21 protein-coding genes are annotated in these 19,014 nt (G+C 57.7%); 5 read left to right on the top strand and 16 right to left on the bottom strand.

Going from position 1 to position 19,014, the window contains the following annotated elements; all coding sequences use genetic code 11:
• The 12 genes from RZ517_RS04085 to RZ517_RS04030 form a co-directional block, all read right to left on the bottom strand.
• Entirely contained in the window at nucleotides 1–1,554 is a 1,554-nt protein-coding gene (locus RZ517_RS04085) for a trimethylamine methyltransferase family protein (protein ID WP_338550200.1), read from the bottom strand.
• Entirely contained in the window at nucleotides 1,551–1,832 is a 282-nt protein-coding gene (locus tag RZ517_RS04080; protein WP_338550199.1) for a hypothetical protein, read from the bottom strand. The genes RZ517_RS04085 and RZ517_RS04080 overlap by 4 nt, the downstream gene beginning before the upstream one ends.
• Nucleotides 1,829–3,322, bottom strand: a complete 1,494-nt coding sequence (locus RZ517_RS04075; RefSeq protein WP_338550198.1) for an aldehyde dehydrogenase — start codon at nucleotides 3,320–3,322, stop codon at nucleotides 1,829–1,831. The genes RZ517_RS04080 and RZ517_RS04075 overlap by 4 nt, the downstream gene beginning before the upstream one ends.
• Nucleotides 3,319–4,227 carry a dihydrodipicolinate synthase family protein gene (locus RZ517_RS04070; protein ID WP_338550197.1) on the bottom strand — a complete coding sequence of 303 codons (909 nt, stop codon included), beginning with the start codon at nucleotides 4,225–4,227 and terminating at the stop codon, nucleotides 3,319–3,321. The genes RZ517_RS04075 and RZ517_RS04070 overlap by 4 nt, the downstream gene beginning before the upstream one ends.
• Entirely contained in the window at nucleotides 4,217–4,921 is a 705-nt protein-coding gene (locus RZ517_RS04065) for a GntR family transcriptional regulator (RefSeq protein ID WP_338550196.1), read from the bottom strand. The genes RZ517_RS04070 and RZ517_RS04065 overlap by 11 nt, the downstream gene beginning before the upstream one ends.
• A gap of 115 nt (nucleotides 4,922–5,036) precedes the next feature.
• Complete coding sequence (locus RZ517_RS04060; RefSeq protein WP_338550194.1) at nucleotides 5,037–5,633, bottom strand: hypothetical protein; 597 nt, start codon at nucleotides 5,631–5,633, stop codon at nucleotides 5,037–5,039.
• Entirely contained in the window at nucleotides 5,630–6,439 is an 810-nt protein-coding gene (locus tag RZ517_RS04055; protein WP_338550193.1) for a carbon-nitrogen hydrolase family protein, read from the bottom strand. The genes RZ517_RS04060 and RZ517_RS04055 overlap by 4 nt, the downstream gene beginning before the upstream one ends.
• Before the next feature lie 45 nt (nucleotides 6,440–6,484).
• Nucleotides 6,485–6,898, bottom strand: coding sequence for a hypothetical protein (locus RZ517_RS04050; protein ID WP_338550192.1), 414 nt, complete (start codon nucleotides 6,896–6,898; stop codon nucleotides 6,485–6,487).
• A gap of 78 nt (nucleotides 6,899–6,976) precedes the next feature.
• The gene (locus RZ517_RS04045; RefSeq protein WP_338550191.1) at nucleotides 6,977–8,341 is read right to left on the bottom strand and encodes an FMN-binding glutamate synthase family protein; all 1,365 of its coding nucleotides are present in this window, start codon (nucleotides 8,339–8,341) and stop codon (nucleotides 6,977–6,979) included.
• 80 nt (nucleotides 8,342–8,421) lie between these two features.
• Nucleotides 8,422–9,291, bottom strand: a complete 870-nt coding sequence (locus RZ517_RS04040; RefSeq protein WP_338550190.1) for a GXGXG motif-containing protein — start codon at nucleotides 9,289–9,291, stop codon at nucleotides 8,422–8,424.
• Nucleotides 9,279–10,214 (bottom strand): glutamine amidotransferase, encoded by a 936-nt coding sequence (locus RZ517_RS04035; RefSeq protein WP_338550189.1) that lies wholly within the window; start codon nucleotides 10,212–10,214, stop codon nucleotides 9,279–9,281. Before RZ517_RS04035 ends, RZ517_RS04040 begins: the two co-directional genes overlap by 13 nt.
• An 81-nt stretch (nucleotides 10,215–10,295) precedes the next feature.
• Complete coding sequence (locus RZ517_RS04030) at nucleotides 10,296–11,774, bottom strand: glutamine synthetase family protein (RefSeq protein WP_338550188.1); 1,479 nt, start codon at nucleotides 11,772–11,774, stop codon at nucleotides 10,296–10,298.
• A 207-nt stretch (nucleotides 11,775–11,981) separates the two neighbouring features.
• On the opposite strand from RZ517_RS04030, the gene RZ517_RS04025 reads away from it, so the two are divergent.
• Nucleotides 11,982–12,665, top strand: a complete 684-nt coding sequence (locus tag RZ517_RS04025) for a FadR/GntR family transcriptional regulator (protein ID WP_338550187.1) — start codon at nucleotides 11,982–11,984, stop codon at nucleotides 12,663–12,665.
• A 134-nt stretch (nucleotides 12,666–12,799) separates the two neighbouring features.
• Nucleotides 12,800–13,759: an agmatinase gene (gene speB, locus RZ517_RS04020; RefSeq protein ID WP_338550186.1), complete on the top strand. Its 960-nt coding sequence runs from the start codon at nucleotides 12,800–12,802 to the stop codon at nucleotides 13,757–13,759.
• Nucleotides 13,760–13,767: 8 nt separating this feature from the next.
• Here speB and RZ517_RS04015 read toward each other — a convergent pair whose 3' ends face one another.
• Nucleotides 13,768–14,652: a sulfotransferase domain-containing protein gene (locus RZ517_RS04015; protein WP_338550185.1), complete on the bottom strand. Its 885-nt coding sequence runs from the start codon at nucleotides 14,650–14,652 to the stop codon at nucleotides 13,768–13,770.
• 157 nt (nucleotides 14,653–14,809) lie between these two features.
• Here RZ517_RS04015 and RZ517_RS04010 point away from each other — a divergent pair, with 157 nt between their 5' ends.
• Nucleotides 14,810–15,805 (top strand): alpha/beta fold hydrolase, encoded by a 996-nt coding sequence (locus RZ517_RS04010; protein ID WP_338550184.1) that lies wholly within the window; start codon nucleotides 14,810–14,812, stop codon nucleotides 15,803–15,805.
• Here RZ517_RS04010 and yidD read toward each other — a convergent pair.
• From yidD to rpmH, 3 genes are read right to left on the bottom strand one after another with little or no spacing between them, the layout of a single operon-like run.
• The gene (gene yidD / locus RZ517_RS04005; protein WP_338550182.1) at nucleotides 15,714–15,998 is read right to left on the bottom strand and encodes a membrane protein insertion efficiency factor YidD; all 285 of its coding nucleotides are present in this window, start codon (nucleotides 15,996–15,998) and stop codon (nucleotides 15,714–15,716) included. The two genes, RZ517_RS04010 and yidD, sit on opposite strands and share 92 nt — an antisense overlap.
• Nucleotides 15,995–16,393: a ribonuclease P protein component gene (gene rnpA, locus RZ517_RS04000; RefSeq protein WP_338550181.1), complete on the bottom strand. Its 399-nt coding sequence runs from the start codon at nucleotides 16,391–16,393 to the stop codon at nucleotides 15,995–15,997. Before rnpA ends, yidD begins: the two co-directional genes overlap by 4 nt.
• A gap of 26 nt (nucleotides 16,394–16,419) precedes the next feature.
• Nucleotides 16,420–16,554, bottom strand: a complete 135-nt coding sequence (gene rpmH, locus RZ517_RS03995; RefSeq protein WP_005980833.1) for a 50S ribosomal protein L34 — start codon at nucleotides 16,552–16,554, stop codon at nucleotides 16,420–16,422.
• A gap of 293 nt (nucleotides 16,555–16,847) precedes the next feature.
• Between rpmH and RZ517_RS03990 the strand changes: the two genes are divergently transcribed.
• Entirely contained in the window at nucleotides 16,848–17,579 is a 732-nt protein-coding gene (locus tag RZ517_RS03990) for a TVP38/TMEM64 family protein (RefSeq protein ID WP_338550180.1), read from the top strand.
• Nucleotides 17,580–17,582: 3 nt separating this feature from the next.
• Nucleotides 17,583–19,001 carry a dihydrolipoyl dehydrogenase family protein gene (locus RZ517_RS03985; RefSeq protein WP_338550179.1) on the top strand — a complete coding sequence of 473 codons (1,419 nt, stop codon included), beginning with the start codon at nucleotides 17,583–17,585 and terminating at the stop codon, nucleotides 18,999–19,001.
• The last annotated feature ends 13 nt before the right edge of the window (nucleotides 19,002–19,014 follow it).

The following is a 19,014-nucleotide window of genomic DNA, read 5'->3' as shown; positions in this document are numbered from 1 at the left end:
TCAGTGATCCTGATTCAGTGCGTCTGCCGCGGGAATTTCACGTTCGCGCCGGGCAATGTAGTCGAGAAGCGCCTCATTGACGCCCTCATCCAGTTTGGGTTCTTCATAGTCCTTTAGCATCTGGCGCGTGTATTTGAGCGCACGCTCGTTGGCTTCCAGCGCACCTTCGGCCTGCCATTGTTCAATAGAGTTGTTGTCGAACAGCTCTGGCATGAAGAAAGCCCGTTGGAAATTCTCCAAAGTATGCGGATGGCCCAGGTAGTGCCCGCCGGGGCCGACATCGCTCACCGCTGCGATTGCCTCGTCAAAGTCGTCCCAACGGATGCCTTCGGCCATGCGATAGGCCATCGCGCATTGTTCGGCATCGATCACGAATTTAGCCATGGAGCAGTGCATGCCAGCCTCATTCCAGCCCGCCGAATGCCACATGTAATTGGTGCCCGCCATTTGCAGGGCCATGAGGGTGGTGGCACTTTCATAGCCCGCCTGCGCATCGAGCGTCTTGGCCCCGCCCAGCGTGTTGGACGACCGCCAAGGCACTTTGTAGTAACGCGCCATCTGGCCAATCATCAGATTCATGAGGGAAATCTCGGGCGTGCCCGCCATGGGCGCGCCGGACTTCATGCTGACGGTGCTCAGGTAATGGCCGTAGATCGCCGGACAGCCCTTGCGCACTACTTGCGTATAGGCCAGCGCGCTCAGCGCTTCGGCGTTCAATTGTGCCACGGTGGGTGCGACCGAGGCAGGCGTGTTGGCCCCTCCCAAAACGAAGGGCGAGCACAGCACCGGCTGATTGCGCTTGTTGAAGGCCCGCATCGCGCCCAACATGGTCTCATCCCAGACTAGGGGACTGTTTCCATTGCAGTTTCCCGTCACGACCGGGTGCGTGTCGATGTAATCTTCGCCAAACAGGATGGCGCACATGTCTATCACATCTTCGGCGTTCTTGGGGCTTGTCGTCATGCCCATGAACGTCTTGTCGGAATACTTCATCGAAGAATAGGTGATGCGCAAGTGCCGTTGGCTGATCGGGTGATCATAGGGCTCGACAATGTGATGCGCCGAGCTATGCATCGCGGGCAGCATGTGGCTTAGCTTGTGGAAATTCTCCAGATCCTCGAGCGTCGGATTGCGGCGCACATCGTCCAGATCCCGCAGGTAAGGCGCGCCGGTCATGGGCACGAAAATCGCATGATCACGACCAAACGGTAGCGTATTGTCAGGGTTGCGCGCGTGGTAGGTGAAGGTTTCGGGGATGGACTTGATCAGCTCTCGCACCAACCCGCGATCCAGGTGTACCCGGTCCCCGTCACGCACATCCGCGCCTGCGCGCTTCCAATCTGCGATAGCGATGTCATCGCGAAAAACCACGCCGACGTTTTCAAGGATATCCATTGAGGCGTTATCAACGCGCTCGATCTGTTCGGCATCCATCGGCTCCGTCAACGGAATGCCCCGCTTAAGCGCAGGGAGCATCGTCACATCCCGCGCCTGCCGCGCCTGCTTGCGCGCGCCACGTCCCCTCCGGACCGTCCCGACCGCGTCAACGCTCATGCTAAACCTCGGCTGGTTGATGCTGAAGAAAGGCCAAAATTCTCGACAAAATCTCCAAGGAATTGACGGCGGCTTGGATCAACTTCGTTTTTTGCAAAACTTTCAACCGAACCCTGAAGGGACTCCAAGTCCTGCTGATCTAAATTTTGCAAACCAGCAGCAGTCATCTCTAGAATCTTCACGGCAAAGTCAGAATTCACTTCGGAATCCGAAGCGGTTTCAAGCGCGTAGGCGATATCAATTAACCTCTCTAAAAGGACATTGACCAACGTCTTCATCCCACCAAATCCCCATCCTTCGGATCACTCAGATCGACCCAGATCGTCTTAGCTTCCGTAAACTGATCATGCGCATGAATGCCATTGTCACGCCCGCCAAAGCCCGACTGCTTGAACCCGCCAAAGGGCGTCGCGATATCGCCCTCGCCGTAGCAATTCACCGTGACCGTACCGGCGCGTATGTTTTTCGCAGCACTTAAAGCTCGTCGAATATTCCCAGTGAACACCGACGCCGCCAGCCCGTAGTCGGTGTCATTGGCCAGCTCAATCGCCTCGGCCTCGCTGGCCACTTCAATCACCGATAGGACGGGGCCAAAGATTTCCTCACGGGCGCGCTTGTCGGCCTTCTTGACCTCATAGACAGTAGGCTCCACAAAATTGCCCTTTGGCTTCCCGCCCCCAGCCAGCGCCTTGCCCTTCAGGTAGCCTGCCACCTTCTTGCAATGCTCGGCATCCACAAGCGCGCCAAGATGGTTGGCCGGGTCGAGTGGATCGCCGGTTTTCCAGTCGCGCATGCGCGCCACAATCCGCTCCAGTAGTGGCTCTTTCACCGCCTTATGCACAATCAGCCGGGACGCGGCAGAGCAGTTCTCCCCCATGTTCCAGAAAGCGGCATTCACCACATGTTCGGCCACATGGTCGAGGTTTTCGGCATCCTCCAGCACCACAGCCGGGTTCTTGCCACCGCATTCCAGCGTGACCTTTTTCATATTGCTATCAGCGGCATAACGCAGGAACCGTTTGCCGGTCTCGGTGGAGCCGGTGAAGCTGACCATGTCCACATCCATATGCAGACCGAGCGGCTCGCCCACGCTTGGCCCATCCCCCGGCAGCACCTGCAAGACGCCACGCGGGATGCCCGCCATATGGGCCACTTCGGCCAGACGCAGCGCGGTGAGGCTCGTCTGCTCGGCCGGTTTCACAATCACCGAATTGCCCGCCGCCAGCGCCGGGCCAATTTTCCAGGCCATCATCAAAAGCGGGAAATTCCACGGCAAGACACAGGCCACCACGCCGATGGGCTCGCGGACGATCATGCTCAGCGCATCATCGCCCGATGGCCCCACCTGATCATAGATTTTGTCGATCAACTCCCCATGCCATTTGATCGTGTGAATGGTCTCGGGGATGTCGATCATCTCGCAATCCCGGATGGGCTTACCGCTGTCGAGGCTCTCCATCACCGCCAGTTCATGCCGTCGCCGCGTGATCAACTTACACAGGCGAATGAGCACGTCCTTGCGCTCCGATGGATGCGCCCTGGACCACTCTCCGCGATCAAAGGCCTCGCGCGCCTTCCCAACGGCAAAGTCCACATCCTTCTGCCCTGCCGTGCTCACCTTCGTTAACACCTCGCCTGTGGCGGGGTTCACCGTTTCCATCATCGGGCCTGATCCCTTGCGGAATTTCCCATCCACGAAAGGTGCGGCCGGCAGGTCAATCTCGGCGGCAATCGCGCCATATTCCTCGCGTGTTAGAAGCTCGGTCATATCTTGCCCCCCTCAATGGCCGCAATCACGGTATTCATTGTGCGGATCACTTCCTCAAGCGCCCGCCTGTCATCCTTGTTCAGCGGTTGCAGCGGCTTGCGCGGCGGCCCGGCCTCTATGCCCCGCATGGTCAGACCATGCTTGATACACTGGATGAACTTGCCGCCTTGTTCGAGCACGCGCATGAGCGGCATCATCGCAGACATAATCGCACGCCCCTTGGTAAAGTCACCTTCCAGCACACAGGCCCGGTAAAGCGCCACATGCGCCTCGGGCGCGAAATTCGACCCCGCACAGACCCAGCCGCGCGCGCCCCAGGCAAAGAATTCCAGCGCCTGGTCGTCCATCCCACAGAGAAGGCCCAGATGCGGGTAATCGCGGCCAATCATATGCAGCCGATTGATATCGCCCGAGCTTTCCTTGATCCCGCAGAAATTCGGATTGCGCCCCAGCCGGTCGAGCGTCTCTTCATCCATGTTCACACCCATCCGACCCGGATAGTTATAAAGCATGACCGGCAAGTTAGCCGCCCGGTCAATCGCCAGCGCATGCAACGCGATCTCGCGTCCAGTAGGTACGGCATATGGCGGTGTGGCCACCAAGAGCGCATCGGCTCCGATCTCAACGGCAGCCTTGGCGTAGTCAATACTATCTTCTGTACGCATCGCGCCGGTGCCCATCACCATCGGGACACGGCCCTTGATCAACGCTTTGATCCGGCGCGCCAGGTCCACACGCTCGTCAAAGCTCTGCGCGTAATACTCCCCCGTCGTACCCGCCGCGATGATGCCATGCACACCACCCGCAATGAGCAATTCAACCGTTTCGGCCAGAGCCACCTCATTGAGCGAGAAATCCGGGTGATACGGCGTAACAATCGGGGTCCATATGCCCTCAAACTGCATGCGCGCCTCCTCTTTCGGTCAAAACATCTATGGGAAGGGGATCAGGGGTGACAAACCGCTCCAGCCGGTCACGCGACAGGTTCCAGTGATCAATCGTCAGATCCACCGCGCGCTCTGCCTCACGCGCCGCAAAGGCCGCGATCATAGCATCATGCTGGTCGACGGCCTGCGCCACGCGCGCGGCTTCATCGTCTGATGCGGGGCGGTAGAATGTCTGGCTGAGCCGCGTGTGGTCAATCAACATGCGCTTCAGACTTGGCAGCAGATAGGGATTGCGCGCCATCTCGCCAATGCACAGATGAAACCGGTGGTTGAGCAACGCGGCCCGCCCGGCATCTCCGGCTTCTGTTGCTGTACGAAAATCATCTTGCAGGGCGCGCAATCTGGCCAGATCCAAGTCCAGCCGATTCTCAGCCGCCAGCCGCGCAACACTGGCATAGATCACCGGGGCCGTCTGAAAGAACATTCGCATGACGGCCAAATCCATCGACGCCACTTTCGCACCGCGGTTCTGGGTCAGTTCCACGTACCCCTCACCGCCAAGCCGTTGAAAAATCTCGCGCATGGGTGTGCGCGACATGCCGTATCGCTCACAGAGCGAGGCCTCATCAAGATCACTGCCGGGTGCGATATCCAACGTCAGGATACGCATCTTGATGTCTTCCAGACAGTGGGCTTTGCGATCTTTTGGCATGAACGACTCACGTTGAACATGTTGTGTATACATATTGTATCCAATTTCGCCAAACATAAAAAAAGAACCCGAAGGCCCTTCTTTCATTGTTCTCAAAATACTCACATCCCACGGCTCACCTTCGCCCGATGGGTGGGTCTGCGCGGCTTGCGTCCCAATCTGGCTCAAACCCAAGCACCTCAGTCGCGGGCGGCAAGGTCGGATTGAACAGAATATTGTGCGCCATGGTGGCTTGATGCAGCAGGTTATGCGGCGCCAGACGCCAGATCTTGCATTCCAGGTCAAAACGTTGACCATAGGCCTCAAAGGTCAGGGTTGCATGCTTTGCCTCATGCAACGTCTTGGCCCCCGGAGATCCAGGTGGAAAGGTCGCGGTCAGAATGTCGGAAAATTCCTTGGCCTTCTGGTAGTAGGTCGCCGACAAAAATTGCAGTGCGTTTTGCCGCCGCTGGGCCGGGTCATTTGTCTTGGCCGCCATATGCTGCAACTCAGGCGTCACCGAATAGCCCGGCGCTTTGTTCATCACCGTGATTACCGCGCCGAGCGGCTCTGCCGCACCCCTTGGCGTAACCTCTGGCATGATCGCATCATCGGGGCGGCCGTCATTGTTGCGCATGGACAGTTGCCGCACATGGCACTGCCATTTCAGAAACGCCAACCGCAGCGGATTGTCGGAAAAACTCTGGCCCAACTGGGCAGCAAGAGAGCTCATGCCACACTCCTTTTTGCGTCCACAGACACAAGCGTGAATTCCTGTTCATTAGCGAGACTTGGAATGCGGGCTTCTGTTTCCGCGACCTGATCCAGATCGATCTGCGCCTGCACTACGCCTGGTATGGTTCCGCCATCGGCAATCACTTCGCCCCAGGGATTGATGACCAGAGAATGGCCATAGCTTTCGCCACCACCGGGGACCGGACCAATCGCACAGGGAGAGATGACAAAGCGCGTATTTTCAATAGCCCGCGCACGGTTGAGCACATGCCAATGTGCTTCGCCCGTTTTCTTAGTAAAGGCCGCTGGGCAAATCAAAATCTCCGCGCCCGCCTGCGCCAGACTGCGCCACAGATCGGGAAACCGAAGATCATAGCAAATCGTATGCCCAATGCGCGCAAAGGGCGTGTCATGGATGACGGCCTCGCAACCCGCTTCGACATGCGCGCTTTCGCGGTAAACTTCCGTCTCGCTTAGCTGAATGTCGAACATGTTGATCTTGTCGTAGCGCCCTCGGATCTGCCCAGTATCGTCCAGCATGATGCCGCGATTTATGATGCGCCCGTCCGGGCCATCCACGGCAATCGAACCGAGGTTGATCCACACCCGTGCCGCACGGGCAAAGCGCTGCATTTCAGCCAAAAAGGGGTGTTCCGCTTCCATTGCAGAGGGCGGCGTCACAGCCGCCCCTTGTGTTTTCAACCCGCCGCAATATTCCGGCAGGAAAAGGATATCCGCGCCCGCTTTGACCGCAGCTTCGGCCAACGGCATCGCCTCGTCCAGCGCCGACTCAAAGTCGGGCATCGGCCTTGTTTGAAGGCAGGCGATATCAAGCGGGCGCGGCATGTGTTAGAACTTCATATACGCCTTGCGCAGGTTGACCAAAGGATGCCGGTCCGACATCTGGAACTTGATCAAAAGCTCGCGCGCGATCATGTCCCGATCCTGCTGGTTGTCCGGCAGCTCAATGGTATCCGGCACGCGCACCCAGCCGTTGTTGTTGCGGTCAAACACGGCAGGGGCACCCTCTTCATAGCCCATATGCACGTCTTCGAGCCAATTGAGATCATCCCACCCCATAACTTCCATATATTTGCTCAGGAAGGGCGTGATACGGTTGTAATCCGGCACAAGGTTCACGTCATAGCGATAGCCAATGTGCTGGCCGATTTCTTTTTCGCGTTCGGACTCAAGGCCCTCGGCGTCTTTCAGGAACTGGTCGACATCCTTGATCTCGGAGCCGCGATATTGTGTTCCAGCCATTTGTTTTCTCCTCTCCGGGGTGCCGGGGTAAACCCCGGCCTACGATTGCGGTAGGGCGGGGTTCACCCCGCCAAACCCTTAAAGATGGTGATAATCCTCAACGCCGACCGTGTGGTTGGTGCCTGCGAGTGGAACACCGGCCATGGCCGACGCTTCCATCGTCAGGGCTGCAAGGTCTTCGGGCTCCAATGAGTGCAAGTAGGTCTTGCCGCAAGCACGGGCAAAGAGCTGCGCCTCGATGGTCAGCGTGTGCAGGAAGTTGTACACGCGTTCCGCTGCCTCATCCGGGTCAAGCCGCTCGCGCAGCTTGGGATCTTGCGTGGCCACGCCCACCGGGCAACGTCCGGTGTGGCAGTGGTAGCAATAGCCCGGCTCGGCCCCGATTTCCTCGGGGTAATTGGCCTCGGGGATGTCCTTGTTGCAGTTAAGCGCCATCATGGCCGAGTGCCCAATGGCAATCGCATCCGCGCCCAGCGCAATGGCCTTGGCCACGTCCGCGCCATTCCGAATGCCGCCTGCATAAACAAGACTGATCTCACCACGTTTGCCCAGATCATCGATCGCTTTACGCGCCTGACGGATCGCGGCCATGCCCGGCACGCCGGTGTCTTCGGTGGCAAGGTGTGGACCCGCGCCCGTGCCGCCTTCCATGCCGTCGATATAGATGCTGTCAGGGTCACATTTCACAGCCATCCGCACGTCGTCATAGACACGAGATGCGCCCAGCTTGAGCTGGATCGGGATTTGCCAATCGGTCGCTTCGCGGATCTCCTGAATTTTCAGAGCCAGGTCATCGGGACCCAGCCAGTCGGGGTGCCGCGCGGGCGAGCGTTGGTCGATACCAGCAGGCAGTGACCGCATCTCGGCCACCTGGTCGGTCACTTTCTGACCCATCAAGTGACCACCCAGACCAACCTTACAGCCTTGGCCAATGAAGAACTCACAGCCATCCGCCAGAACAAGGTGATTGGGGTTAAAGCCATAGCGTGACTGGATGCACTGATAGAACCACTTGGAGCTATAGCGCCGCTCGTCGGGGATCATCCCGCCTTCACCAGAGCACGTCGCCGTGCCCGCCATTGTCGCCCCACGGGCCAGAGCCGTCTTCGCCTCATAGGACAGCGCGCCAAAGCTCATGCCGGTGATGTAGACCGGGATGTCCAGTTCCAGCGGCACTTTTGCGCGGGGGCCGATCACGGTCTTGGTTTCACATTTCTCACGATAGCCTTCGATCACAAAGCGTGTGAGTGTCCCCGGCAGAAATGTCAGGTCATCCCAGTGCGGGATCTTCTTGAAGAGCGAGAAACCCCGCATCCGGTAGCGTCCCAACTCGGATTTGATGTGGATGTCATCCATCACCCGTGGTGGGAAAATAAAGCTGTCACCGATACGGTTTACGTCGCGGTCCAGCGCCTTTTTTGTCGGCAGATCTCCGTCAGCCATGTTGTGTCTCCTTTTAGATGGCGAGGTGGGTTGGAAACCCACCCTACGAGGTTGGCGTAGGGTGGGGTTTCACCCCACCATCACAGAATGAGTTTCTTCTCGGTGGGCTCCAGATTGTCGTAGTTCCAAAGCATCTTGCCCGCGACAATCTTGGTGAAATGATCCACGCCTTTTTCGGGCATCAGGCCATATTGCGTGAGCTTGCGTGTGAGCCAAGCCTTATCAAGGTCGGTGAGCTCGGCTTCAACCGCGTCCACACCCAATGACTTGATTTCACCACCGACAAAGATCGTGCCGTCATACATCGAGTCGCCCAGGTTCTTGCCTGCGTTGCCGCAGACCACCATGCGTCCCCGCTGCATCATGAAGCCCGAAAGCGCACCGGTGTCGCCACCGACGATGATCGTGCCACCCTTCTGGTCGATGCCTGTGCGCGAGCCAACCGAGCCACGGCACACAAGGTCTCCTCCCCGAATGGCCGCACCAAAGGTGGAACCAGCATTCTTCTCGATCATGATCGTGCCGGACATCATGTTCTCACCGCAGGACCAACCAACCCGGCCATTGATGCGCACATTCGGCCCATCAATCAGACCAACTGCAAAGTAGCCTGTAGACCCCTCGATGATCAGGTTCAGTTTGCTGAGGATGCCCACACCAAGCGAGTGCATGCCGCGCGGGTTTTTGAGAACAACCGTGCCGTAGCCTTGCGCCATCAGATCGCGAATACCGGAATTCACTTCCGTCGTGGTCATCCCATCGCAATCCATCTCAGTGCGTTTGTTGAAATCAACATCAGGCGCCCAGGGATAGGTGAAACGCTCTTCGGCGTCTGGGTCAAATTCCACGTAAAGCGATTTACCCGTCAGCGCTTCGGTGCGCATACCCAGAGCAGTGACCCGCTCTTCCTGGGTCATTTCCTTCAGTTCTGCGTCTGTTACGCCTGCCATACCCGGACCTCCTCGTCATATGGGTCATATGTGTCGATCTCTTCTGGAAGGATCGCGCGGATTGCCACCTCTTCCGAGGCCATGGCAATCAGATCGTCGCTTTCGTAAAGAACCAGCGGTTTGGCGGCCATCGTGTCCTTAGCCATGCCAAGCTGATCCTTGGTGGCCACCAGATAGGTGAACACGCCGTCAATCTCTTCGATGGACTGACGCAGGCTGTCTTCGAGCGACACACCATTCGCCAGATTGTGCGCGGTGTAGACGGCCAGAAGCTCGGAGTCACAGTTCGACATGAACCGGTGGCCCTTACGCTCCATCTCGCGGCGCATAATCCAATAGTTGGTGATCTGGCCGTTGTGCACAACGCTGACGTCGTTATAGGGGAACGCCCAGTATGGGTGCGCCGATTTGATGTCCACGTCTGACTCAGTGGCCATGCGGGTGTGACCAATCGCATGGGTGCCCTGAAAGTCATTCAGACCATAGGCTTCGGACACAACGCTCGCATCACCAAGGTCCTTGATCAGTTCCAACCCATTGCCCATCGACAGGATCTCGACGCCTTCGGTCTCCTCGATATGCTCGGCCATCTCGCCCGTGTCACCCTTGTGGTTGAGCACGTAACGCAGAGAATATTCCCGCGGCGCATCCTTGGATTTTACTTTGGCCCCATGCTCTTTGAGAATGGCTTCCACCTCGGCAATGCGGTCCTTGATCACCTGGTGAATGCCGCGGCCTTTCTCCATGTCTTCGGCCTCGGCCACCTTGAGGCGCATGATGTAATCGCCCTCGGTTGGGGTGCCGTACACCGCATAACCGGTGCTGTCAGGCCCCCGGTGTTTGAGCGCCTGCAACATGGCGGTCATTTCCGACCCGACCGAGCTGCTTTTGCCCTTGTGAATTAGTCCAGCAATTCCACACATCTGGAAGCGCCTCCTCTGAGTTGCGTGTTCGTGTAAGGTGGCGGCGAGTTCCTCAACCCGCCGCCAAAAGCATGGTTTGCCTCAGGGAAGACATTCCATGTAAGTGTCGTTGTCCCAATCCGTCACGGTCGACATGAACCGGGCATATTCGTCGTATTTGTATTCGTGGAACAAGCGGTACATTTCGCCGGGCATGCCGCGCTTGACCACTTCGTTGTTTTCCAGGAAATCCAAAGCTTCGCCCAAGGACATAGGCAGTTTCTTAACCTGCTTGCCTTGTTCAATGGCCTCATAAATGTTGCGCTCTTCCGGCTCGCCCGGATCCAGCTTGTTGTCGATGCCGTCGTCCATAGCTGCCAACAAGGTTGTGCCCATCAGATAAGGGTTCACCATGCTGTCCACCGAGCGGTATTCGAACCGTCCAGGTGCCGAGACGCGCAGGCCCGTTGTACGGTTCTGGAAACCCCAATCGGCGAAGACCGGCGCCCAGAAACCTGTGTCCCAAAGACGACGATACGAGTTCACTGTGGAACAGCCCACAGCCGTCAAAGCCTGCAGGTTGTGCACCACGCCGCCGATGGCCTCCAGACCCTCTTTGCCCGGCATTTGCGGATCGTCATCGTCCGGCATGAACGTGTTCTCGCCGCCTTTGACATACATGTAGTTGTCGCGCATGCCTGGCAGATCTTTTTCATCATTGCCGCATTTCACGAACTGATCTTCGCCGCCGCGCCACAGGCTCATGTTGTGGTGGCAACCCGACGCGGACACACCCATGAAGGGCTTGGTCATGAAGCAAGCGAAGATGCCATTTTCCCGTGCGACCTGCGCACAGATCTGGCGATAGGTGGTCAAACGGTCCGCATTGCGCAGCACGTCGTCAAACATCCAGTTCAGCTCAAGCTGCCCCGGCGCATCCTCGTGATCGCCCTGGATCATGTCGAGCCCCATCTTGCGGGCATAGCGGATCACCTGCATGGAGACCGGACGCAGGCTTTCGAACTGGTCGATGTGATAGCAGTAAGGCTTGGAATAGCCGTCCTTGGGCTTGCCGTTCTCATCGAATTTTAGCCACATCATCTCTGGCTCGGTGCCGATCCGCAGGCTACGGCCATGCTTCTTTTGGAAGTCTTCATGCATCCGGCGCAGGTTGCCGCGGCAATCCGAGGTCAGGTACCCACCTGGGTTTTCCTTTTCTTCCCGGTTGCGGAAGAGTGTGCAGTAGAACCGGCCAATTTGCGGCGCCCATGGCAACTGCATGAAGGTTTCCGGCTCGGGAATACCGACAAGTTCGGCCGCCTCTGGACCATAGCCCAGATAGTTGCCCGCCCGGTCGGTAAAGAGGTTCACCGTGGCACCATAGACCAACTGAAAGCCTTTCATGGCGACGCTTTCCCAGTGATCGGCGGGAATGCCTTTGCCCATGATCTTGCCGGTCACCGAGACGAATTGCAGATAGAGATACTCAATGCCTTTTGCATCAATCATCTTCCGCACTTCTTTGATTTTCTCGGCGCGACCTGGCGCTTCTACAAATCTTTCGAGATCAGTTTCAGCCACAATTAAACTCCCTGATGTTGTGCAAGCCTCCGATGGTTCGCCGGCGCTTGCGAATTTTTGTTTGGTGGCAGGGGGCGAAAAAGCTCCCCTATCGTTAACGATTCCCAGAGCCGGTCCAAAAGTCAACCGATTTTGATCCAAATTCAATAATTTTGCTGGAATACGCTGAAAAATGGTTTAGTATTGGTCTAAACCGAGAGGATTCTGATGGCAGACGCACAGAGAATGGGCGCGGCGGACATAGCTGCTTTGGTCAGACGCGAGATTGCAAAGGGAACCTTGCAGCAACATGACCGCCTTCCGCCAGAACGCGTGATGTCCGACACCTATGGGGCGGCACGCGGCACCGTGCGTAAGGCTCTGCTACAGCTCGAAGAAGAGGGCTTTGTCGAAACCCGTCCCGGCAGTGGAACATATGTGGTCCACAAATCCGAAACCATCTCGGCCAGCGAAATCGAAAACGCCACGCCGTTGGAACTCATGGATGCCCGCTTTGCACTTGAGCCGCATATCTGTCGCCTTGCGGTGCTGCACGGACGGCGCGCCGATTTTGATCAGATGGAGATCCTGTGCGCCCGAATGGAGGCAAGCATGGATGACCCGGTTGCCTTTTCCGAGGCAGACACGGCCTTTCACCGCGCTCTGGCGGAAAGCACACGCAACGGCCTTTTGGTCTGGATCATGAACCAGATCGCCAACGTCCGCGGACAGGATGACTGGACCCGCATGCGCCGCCTGACTCTCGATCTGCAGACGATCAATCTTTACAACGCGCAGCATCGTCAAATTCTCAACGCCCTGCGAACGCGCGAGCCAGAGCGCGCCGCGAACGTGATGAAAGAGCACTTGGAAACAGCACGGCTGTCGCTGACACGGGCCTCAGAGACGTAAGGGGTTTTGCGATCAACACGTGACCGATTTGTGACCGGCTTCCTTGCTCAAGATCTTAACAAGAATTCGCCTCTTAATCTTTGCAAACCGTCCTCTCTGCGGTAGCGTCCTGGTGACATTTTCAGGAAACGCACATGACCACACACGGATATGAAAGCGGCAGGCTTGATCTGCCTTTTGTTGGCATCCCGACGTTTGGAAAGCGTCCCTACATATCCGATTGGAGCGCCATAGACGCCGATGTCGCCATTCTTGGTGCGCCCTTTGATTTCGGGACACAGTGGCGTAGTGGCGCGCGGTTTGGGCCACGGGGTGTGCGCGAAGCCTCCACCCTCTTTTCCTTCGGTCATGCCGGGGCTTATGACCATGAGGATGACGCCACCTACTTGCCGGGCGACGTGCGGATTGTGGATATCGGGGACGCCGACATTGTACACACCGACACGGCCACCAGCCATGCCAACATCGAAACAGGCGTCCGGGCGATCCTGCGCGCTGGTGCCCTGCCCGTCACCATTGGCGGCGATCACTCTATCAACATTCCATGTGTGAATGCCTTTGACGATCAGGGCGACATTCACATCCTGCAGATCGACGCACATCTCGATTTCGTGGACGAGCGCCACGGCGTGCGCTTTGGCCATGGCAACCCGATGCGCCGTGCCGCCGAAAAGCCTTTTGTCACCGGGCTCACCCAGCTGGGTATTCGCAATGTCAGCTCTACGGCCAAGGAAGGGTATGACGACGCCCGTGCGCGCGGCTCGGACATCCTCTCGGTGCGACAGGTGCGTGCCCTGGGGCCCGAGGCCACCGCCCAGCGTATTCCAGATGGCGCGCGGGTCTACATCACCATCGACATCGACGCCTTTTGCCCCTCTATCGCACCCGGCACCGGGACACCCAGCCATGGCGGGTTTCTCTATTACGACGTGTTGGAAATCCTGCAGCACGTGGCGCAGCGACATGAGGTGGTTGGCATTGACCTGGTGGAAGTGGCCCCGGATTACGATCCCACTGGATCAACATCGATCCTTGCGGCACAAGTGCTCTTGAATTTGCTTGGGTTCATCTTCCACGCCGGAAGCAACGGGTAGGCCGGGGTTCACCCCGGCTGTCCCTCTAATGCTGCGCGCAATGCGGCATATTCCCCAAATCCAAACCGCGCGCCAATCGTTTCAGTCCATTTCGCTGCAAACGCGGCCTGCACGTTATTGCTCACAAGCGGTTTGCCACTGCCCGCCTCGCCCTTGTTCACCTTCGAGGCCACGCTACCTGGCGGTAGCCCGCAGGCTGCATCGCGTGCTGCACGCGTGAGGTGGTCGTCAAATTGCCGTTCATGTGCTTTCATAAACGCAAACTGGGCCTGCGCCTCAGCGATGCCCCGGATCACCGGATCCTCAATGCGAAGAAAATCCGCAACCTGCGTCACAGCAGCATGCAAGTCGTGCTTCATAGACTCGTAGCTTAGCACCAGCACATCGTCTCGGTCTCGCACGTCCCACCACGAGGCCAGGTGAGACCAGTAATCGCGCCCATCCCGTTCATTCAGGACATACTGTGCAAACTCCTCCATCGACACAGAACCTGTCTCGAAAAACCACCCTTCAAAAAACCGAAAGAGCGACACCATGGCATCCACCGGATCGCGAAGCACAACAATGTAACGCCCGCCCTTGGGAATCTCATCCCAACTCTGGTGGCTTTTGAACGCACGGAAGGCACCGGGTTGCGGCTCAAGCGGCAGCCCCAGATCATGCGCCATCTCGATCCAGGGTGTCACAGCGGTGATCTCGTCAAAGCTCATATCACCGCCGGTGCGCAGCCCATGCACGATCTGTTGCATCCAGGTGGTGCCGCATTTGGCAAATGGCGAGATGAACACATCCGTCGGACACACGGGTTCCGCCAACCCCTTGGCCTTGCCATCCGAGGTCATAAATCCATCCAGAGCGCGCATCATCCCGCCGATATCGGTAGGTCTTTGCAAAATCTCTCCCCACAGCGAACCAAGAAAATTACAAATTTTCTTACCCATTTTCTTTGGAAAGAAAATGGTCTCGTTCAAATTCGAACGCTGCAAGGGCCGGTTTTCTCGCGACCTGACAATGCAGATCATTAAATTATTTGTGCAAAAGGACCTTTTCATGGACTATTTCTTTTCCGTTCGCGGCCGTTCTGGCGATGGCTATTCCAACTCTCTGGGTGGCGCCAAATACCTCGCTGTGCCCGGCAATGTACGTCGCGCCAAGCGCAGTCACGAAATCCCCCGCACTGCCTTTTTCAAGGCCGTTCAGAACGAGGCCGGGGCAACCGAGCTCGACAAGGGCAACATCGTTTTCTTCGTGCATGGATTTAACACCGACCAATGGGACATGCTCGAACGCCATCGCAAAATTCGCGATGGGCTGAAGGCGCATGGGTTCCGCGGCTGTGTGGTCAGTTTTGATTGGCCCAGCGATGGTTCGGTTCTGGGATACAATGCCGACCGGCGTGATGCGCGACTGGCAGCAGACCGGCTTTTTAAGGATGGCATCACCCATGTGGCACGCGCTCAGGAGCCAGATTGCAGGTACAACATTCACTTGCTAGCTCATTCGATGGGATGTTTTCTGGTGCGCGAAGCATTTGATTTTGCCGATGACGACCACGCCACGGCACAACAAAGCTGGACCGTCAGCCAGATTGCTTTTGTGGCGGCGGACATTTCATCAAAATCCATGACGCGCGGGAATCCGAAATCCAGTTCGCTCTTTCGGCGCTGCACACGCCTGACCACATATTACAGCCCGTTTGACGACATTCTCTCCATTTCCGAGACCAAGCGTATCGGTGTCTCGCGGCGGTTGGGTCGCGTGGGGTTGCCCGATGACCGCTCTCAGAAAGCGGTCAACCTGTATTGCGGCAAGTATTTTGACGATCACCGCGCCCAGTTTGGTGCAAGCCCCGGCATTTCGCATCGCTGGTATTTTGAGGCCCCGCGCTTTTACGAGGATTTATTTCATACCTTTGATGGCAAGCTTGATCGCAATGTGATCCCAACACGCGGGATCACCGATCACTGGAACCTGGCTTTGACGAGCCGCTTTCCCGCGCCTGATCCTGCGCCGCGCCCTGACCCGGTACCGGGTCATGACCGCTAGCGCCCCAGGGGTGGCACCTTAGGACCCGCCGAAACGCCAGCCACCCGCCGCGCAACCCGCCATGAGTAGCCAATGCCTCGAGCGCATATTGGCTGCAGGTCGGGTGATAGCGGCAATTGTGCCCGACCCAGGGTGAAAAGAGCAGCCGGTAGGCTTTCACCGGCAATGCAAAGACATGCGCCAGCGGACTCATGATGCGCTGTGCAGTTTTTTCAATGCGGAACTGAGATCGGTTTTGAGCGCAGCAAAGTCACGATCAATCGTGGCGTCTGCCCGCCCAATAAGGACGTAATCCCATCCGGCACGGCCCTCATGCGACAAAACCTGACGTGCCACGTTCCTCAAACGTCGCTTTGCGCGGTTGCGCATCACCGCGTTGCCCACTTTCTTGGAACAGGTAAACCCAACACGTATCGTGTCGCTGTCATCGCCCCGATGGCGCGCCTGCACCATCATGCCCTTGGTCCCTTGCCGGCGTGCGCGTGCCGCCGCCAGAAAATCACTGCGTTTCTTCAGAACCTCCAGACAAACGGACACCGCCGGTGGCGTGTTCCCGGCTTGTGCAGCAGGGGCCTCCGGCGGTGTCATATCCGTTTGTCCAGTCTGGCGCGGAGTTACGCGCTCAGGCTCTTGCGGCCACGTGCGCGGCGCGCATTCAGGATTTTGCGGCCAGCCTTAGTGGCCATGCGCGCGCGAAAGCCATGACGGCGTTTGCGCACCAGGTTCGAGGGTTGATAGGTGCGTTTCATCGCTCCGATCTCCGATCAATGGGGTGTGGCATATGAATCGCACAGCACCCGGAATACGTCGTGAAGCCCGGTCTATAGGGGGCGGTTTTTGCGAAGTCAAACCCAAGCTGACCCTTCTGCAACAAAAAACCAATGAAATTTCCTGCCAATGTTTCATTCCTGCAAGAATAGGCGTCATAATGGGGGTGTTTCCATCACCCATGATCACCCCCGCGTGAGCGCTATAGCTCCAGACTGGATCGAGACGCATTTACATGGCAAGCCACCGCAACGGGAAAGCATCGGACAGCGACATGGAAAATGTAAACCAGGGCAGCAAGCCCTCCATCCTTCGTCACGCCCCCCTCGCCGCCATCTTGGTTGCAGCGATCGTGGGGTATTTCACTTTGGGTGACTACCTGTCCTTCGACACGCTGAATGAAAACCGCGAACAGCTTCTGGCCTTCCGGGATAGCCACTTTGCGCTTATGGCATTGGCATTCATTGCTATCTATTTCACGATCGTGGCCTTCTCATTGCCCGGGGCAGCTGTGGCTTCGGTCACTGGTGGCTTCCTCTTTGGTTTTGGTCTGGGTGCGGCTTTCAACGTCACCGCAGCCACTTTGGGAGCGATTGCTATCTTTCTCGCGGCACGCTGGGGCCTTGGAAAAGCTCTGGCCGCCAAAATGGACGCCTCAGAAGGCTCCCTGAAGAAAATCAAAGACGGCCTGCGCGAGCATGAGATCAGCGTCTTGTTCCTCATGCGCCTTGTGCCTGTGGTGCCTTTCTTCGTCGCAAACCTGCTGCCGGCTCTTGTCGGCGTGCGGTTCATCAACTTTGCCTGGACCACATTTGTCGGCATCATTCCGGGCGCACTGGTGTTTACCTGGATTGGCGTTGGTCTAGGTGAGGTCTTTGACCGCGGCGAACGTCCTGATCTGTCACTGTTGTGGGAACCACAGGTTATCGGCCCCATTCTGGGCTTGTGTGCCCTGGCCGCCATGCCCATCGTGATCAAAACGATCCGCGGCAAAAAGGACATCTGATCCATGACACAATTGAAAGCGGATTTGCTGGTCATCGGCGCCGGCTCTGGTGGGCTGTCTGTTGCAGCCGGTGCCGTGCAGATGGGCGCCTCGGTGATCCTTTTGGAAGGTCACAAGATGGGCGGAGATTGCCTGAACTTTGGCTGCGTGCCGTCTAAGGCGCTTATCGCCTCAGGCAAGGCAGCCTATGCACAAGGACATGCCAGCGCTTACGGTGTCGCCGATCAGAAACCCAAGGTGGACTATGCCGCAGCCAAAGATCATGTGGCTGATGTTATCGCCACGATTGAACCGCATGACAGCGTGGAGCGGTTCGAAGGGCTTGGCGTGCAAGTTATCCAGGAATTCGGCGAATTCATCTCACCCACCGAGGTGCGAGCCGGGGAGCACACCATAACCGCCCGCCGCATCATCATCTCTACAGGCTCATCGCCCTTTGTGCCGCCCATCCCGGGCCTCGACACCGTGCCCTATGAAACCAACGAGACTCTTTTTGAGCTGCGTGAACAGCCCAAGCATCTGCTCATCGTGGGCGGTGGCCCCATTGGCATGGAAATGGCGCAGGCGCATGTCCGGCTGGGCAGCAAGGTGACGGTTATTGAGGGCATGAAGGCACTTGGCAAGGACGACCCGGAAATGGCTGCGGTTGTGTTGGACCGGGTGCGCGCTGAGGGCGTCGAGGTCGCCGAAGACGCCATGGCAAGCGAAGTCCGTGGCAAGGCGGGCGCGATTGAAATCGAAACCAAGGATGGCCGCGTCTTCAAAGGCACACATCTATTGATGGCCGTGGGGCGCAAGGCCAATACAGACCGCCTCAATCTTGAGGCCGCAGGCATTGAAACCACGCGCGCAGGCATCAAGGTGGACGCCGCGCTCAAGACCACCAATTCAAAGGTGTATGCCATCGGTGATGTGGCGGGCGGTCTGCAATTCACCCATGTGGCGGGATATCACGCAGGGATCATCATCCGCTCTGCACTTTTCGGGCTGCCTGCCAAAGCCAACCATGACCATATTCCATGGGCCACATACACTGATCCGGAACTGGCGCAGGTGGGTTTAACCGAAGCACAGGCCCGAGAGACGCATGGCGATGCGCTTGAAGTCGTGCGCTTCCCCTACTCCGGCAATGACCGTGCCATCGCCGAGCGCAAGACCGACGGCCTGATCAAGCTGATGGTTGTCAAAGGTCGTCCGGTCGGTGCCTCCATCGCAGGCGCACAGGCAGGAGAATTGATCGGGTTTTGGGCGCTGGCTCTGGCCAACAAAATGAAAATGAAGCAGATTGCAGCCATGGTCGCGCCTTACCCGACGTTGGGCGAGATCAACAAACGCGCGGCCGGGGCCTATTTCTCGCCGCGTCTTTTCAAAAGTTCCGGGGTCAAACGCGTTGTGCGATTTGTACAGCGCTGGCTGCCCTGAGTTAGCAGCGAGA

Source organism: Roseovarius sp. S88 (assembly GCF_037023735.1).
Lineage (GTDB): Bacteria > Pseudomonadota > Alphaproteobacteria > Rhodobacterales > Rhodobacteraceae > Roseovarius > Roseovarius phycicola.
Note: the sequence above shows the minus strand (reverse complement) of the source record. Positions and strands in the feature narration are given on the sequence as shown.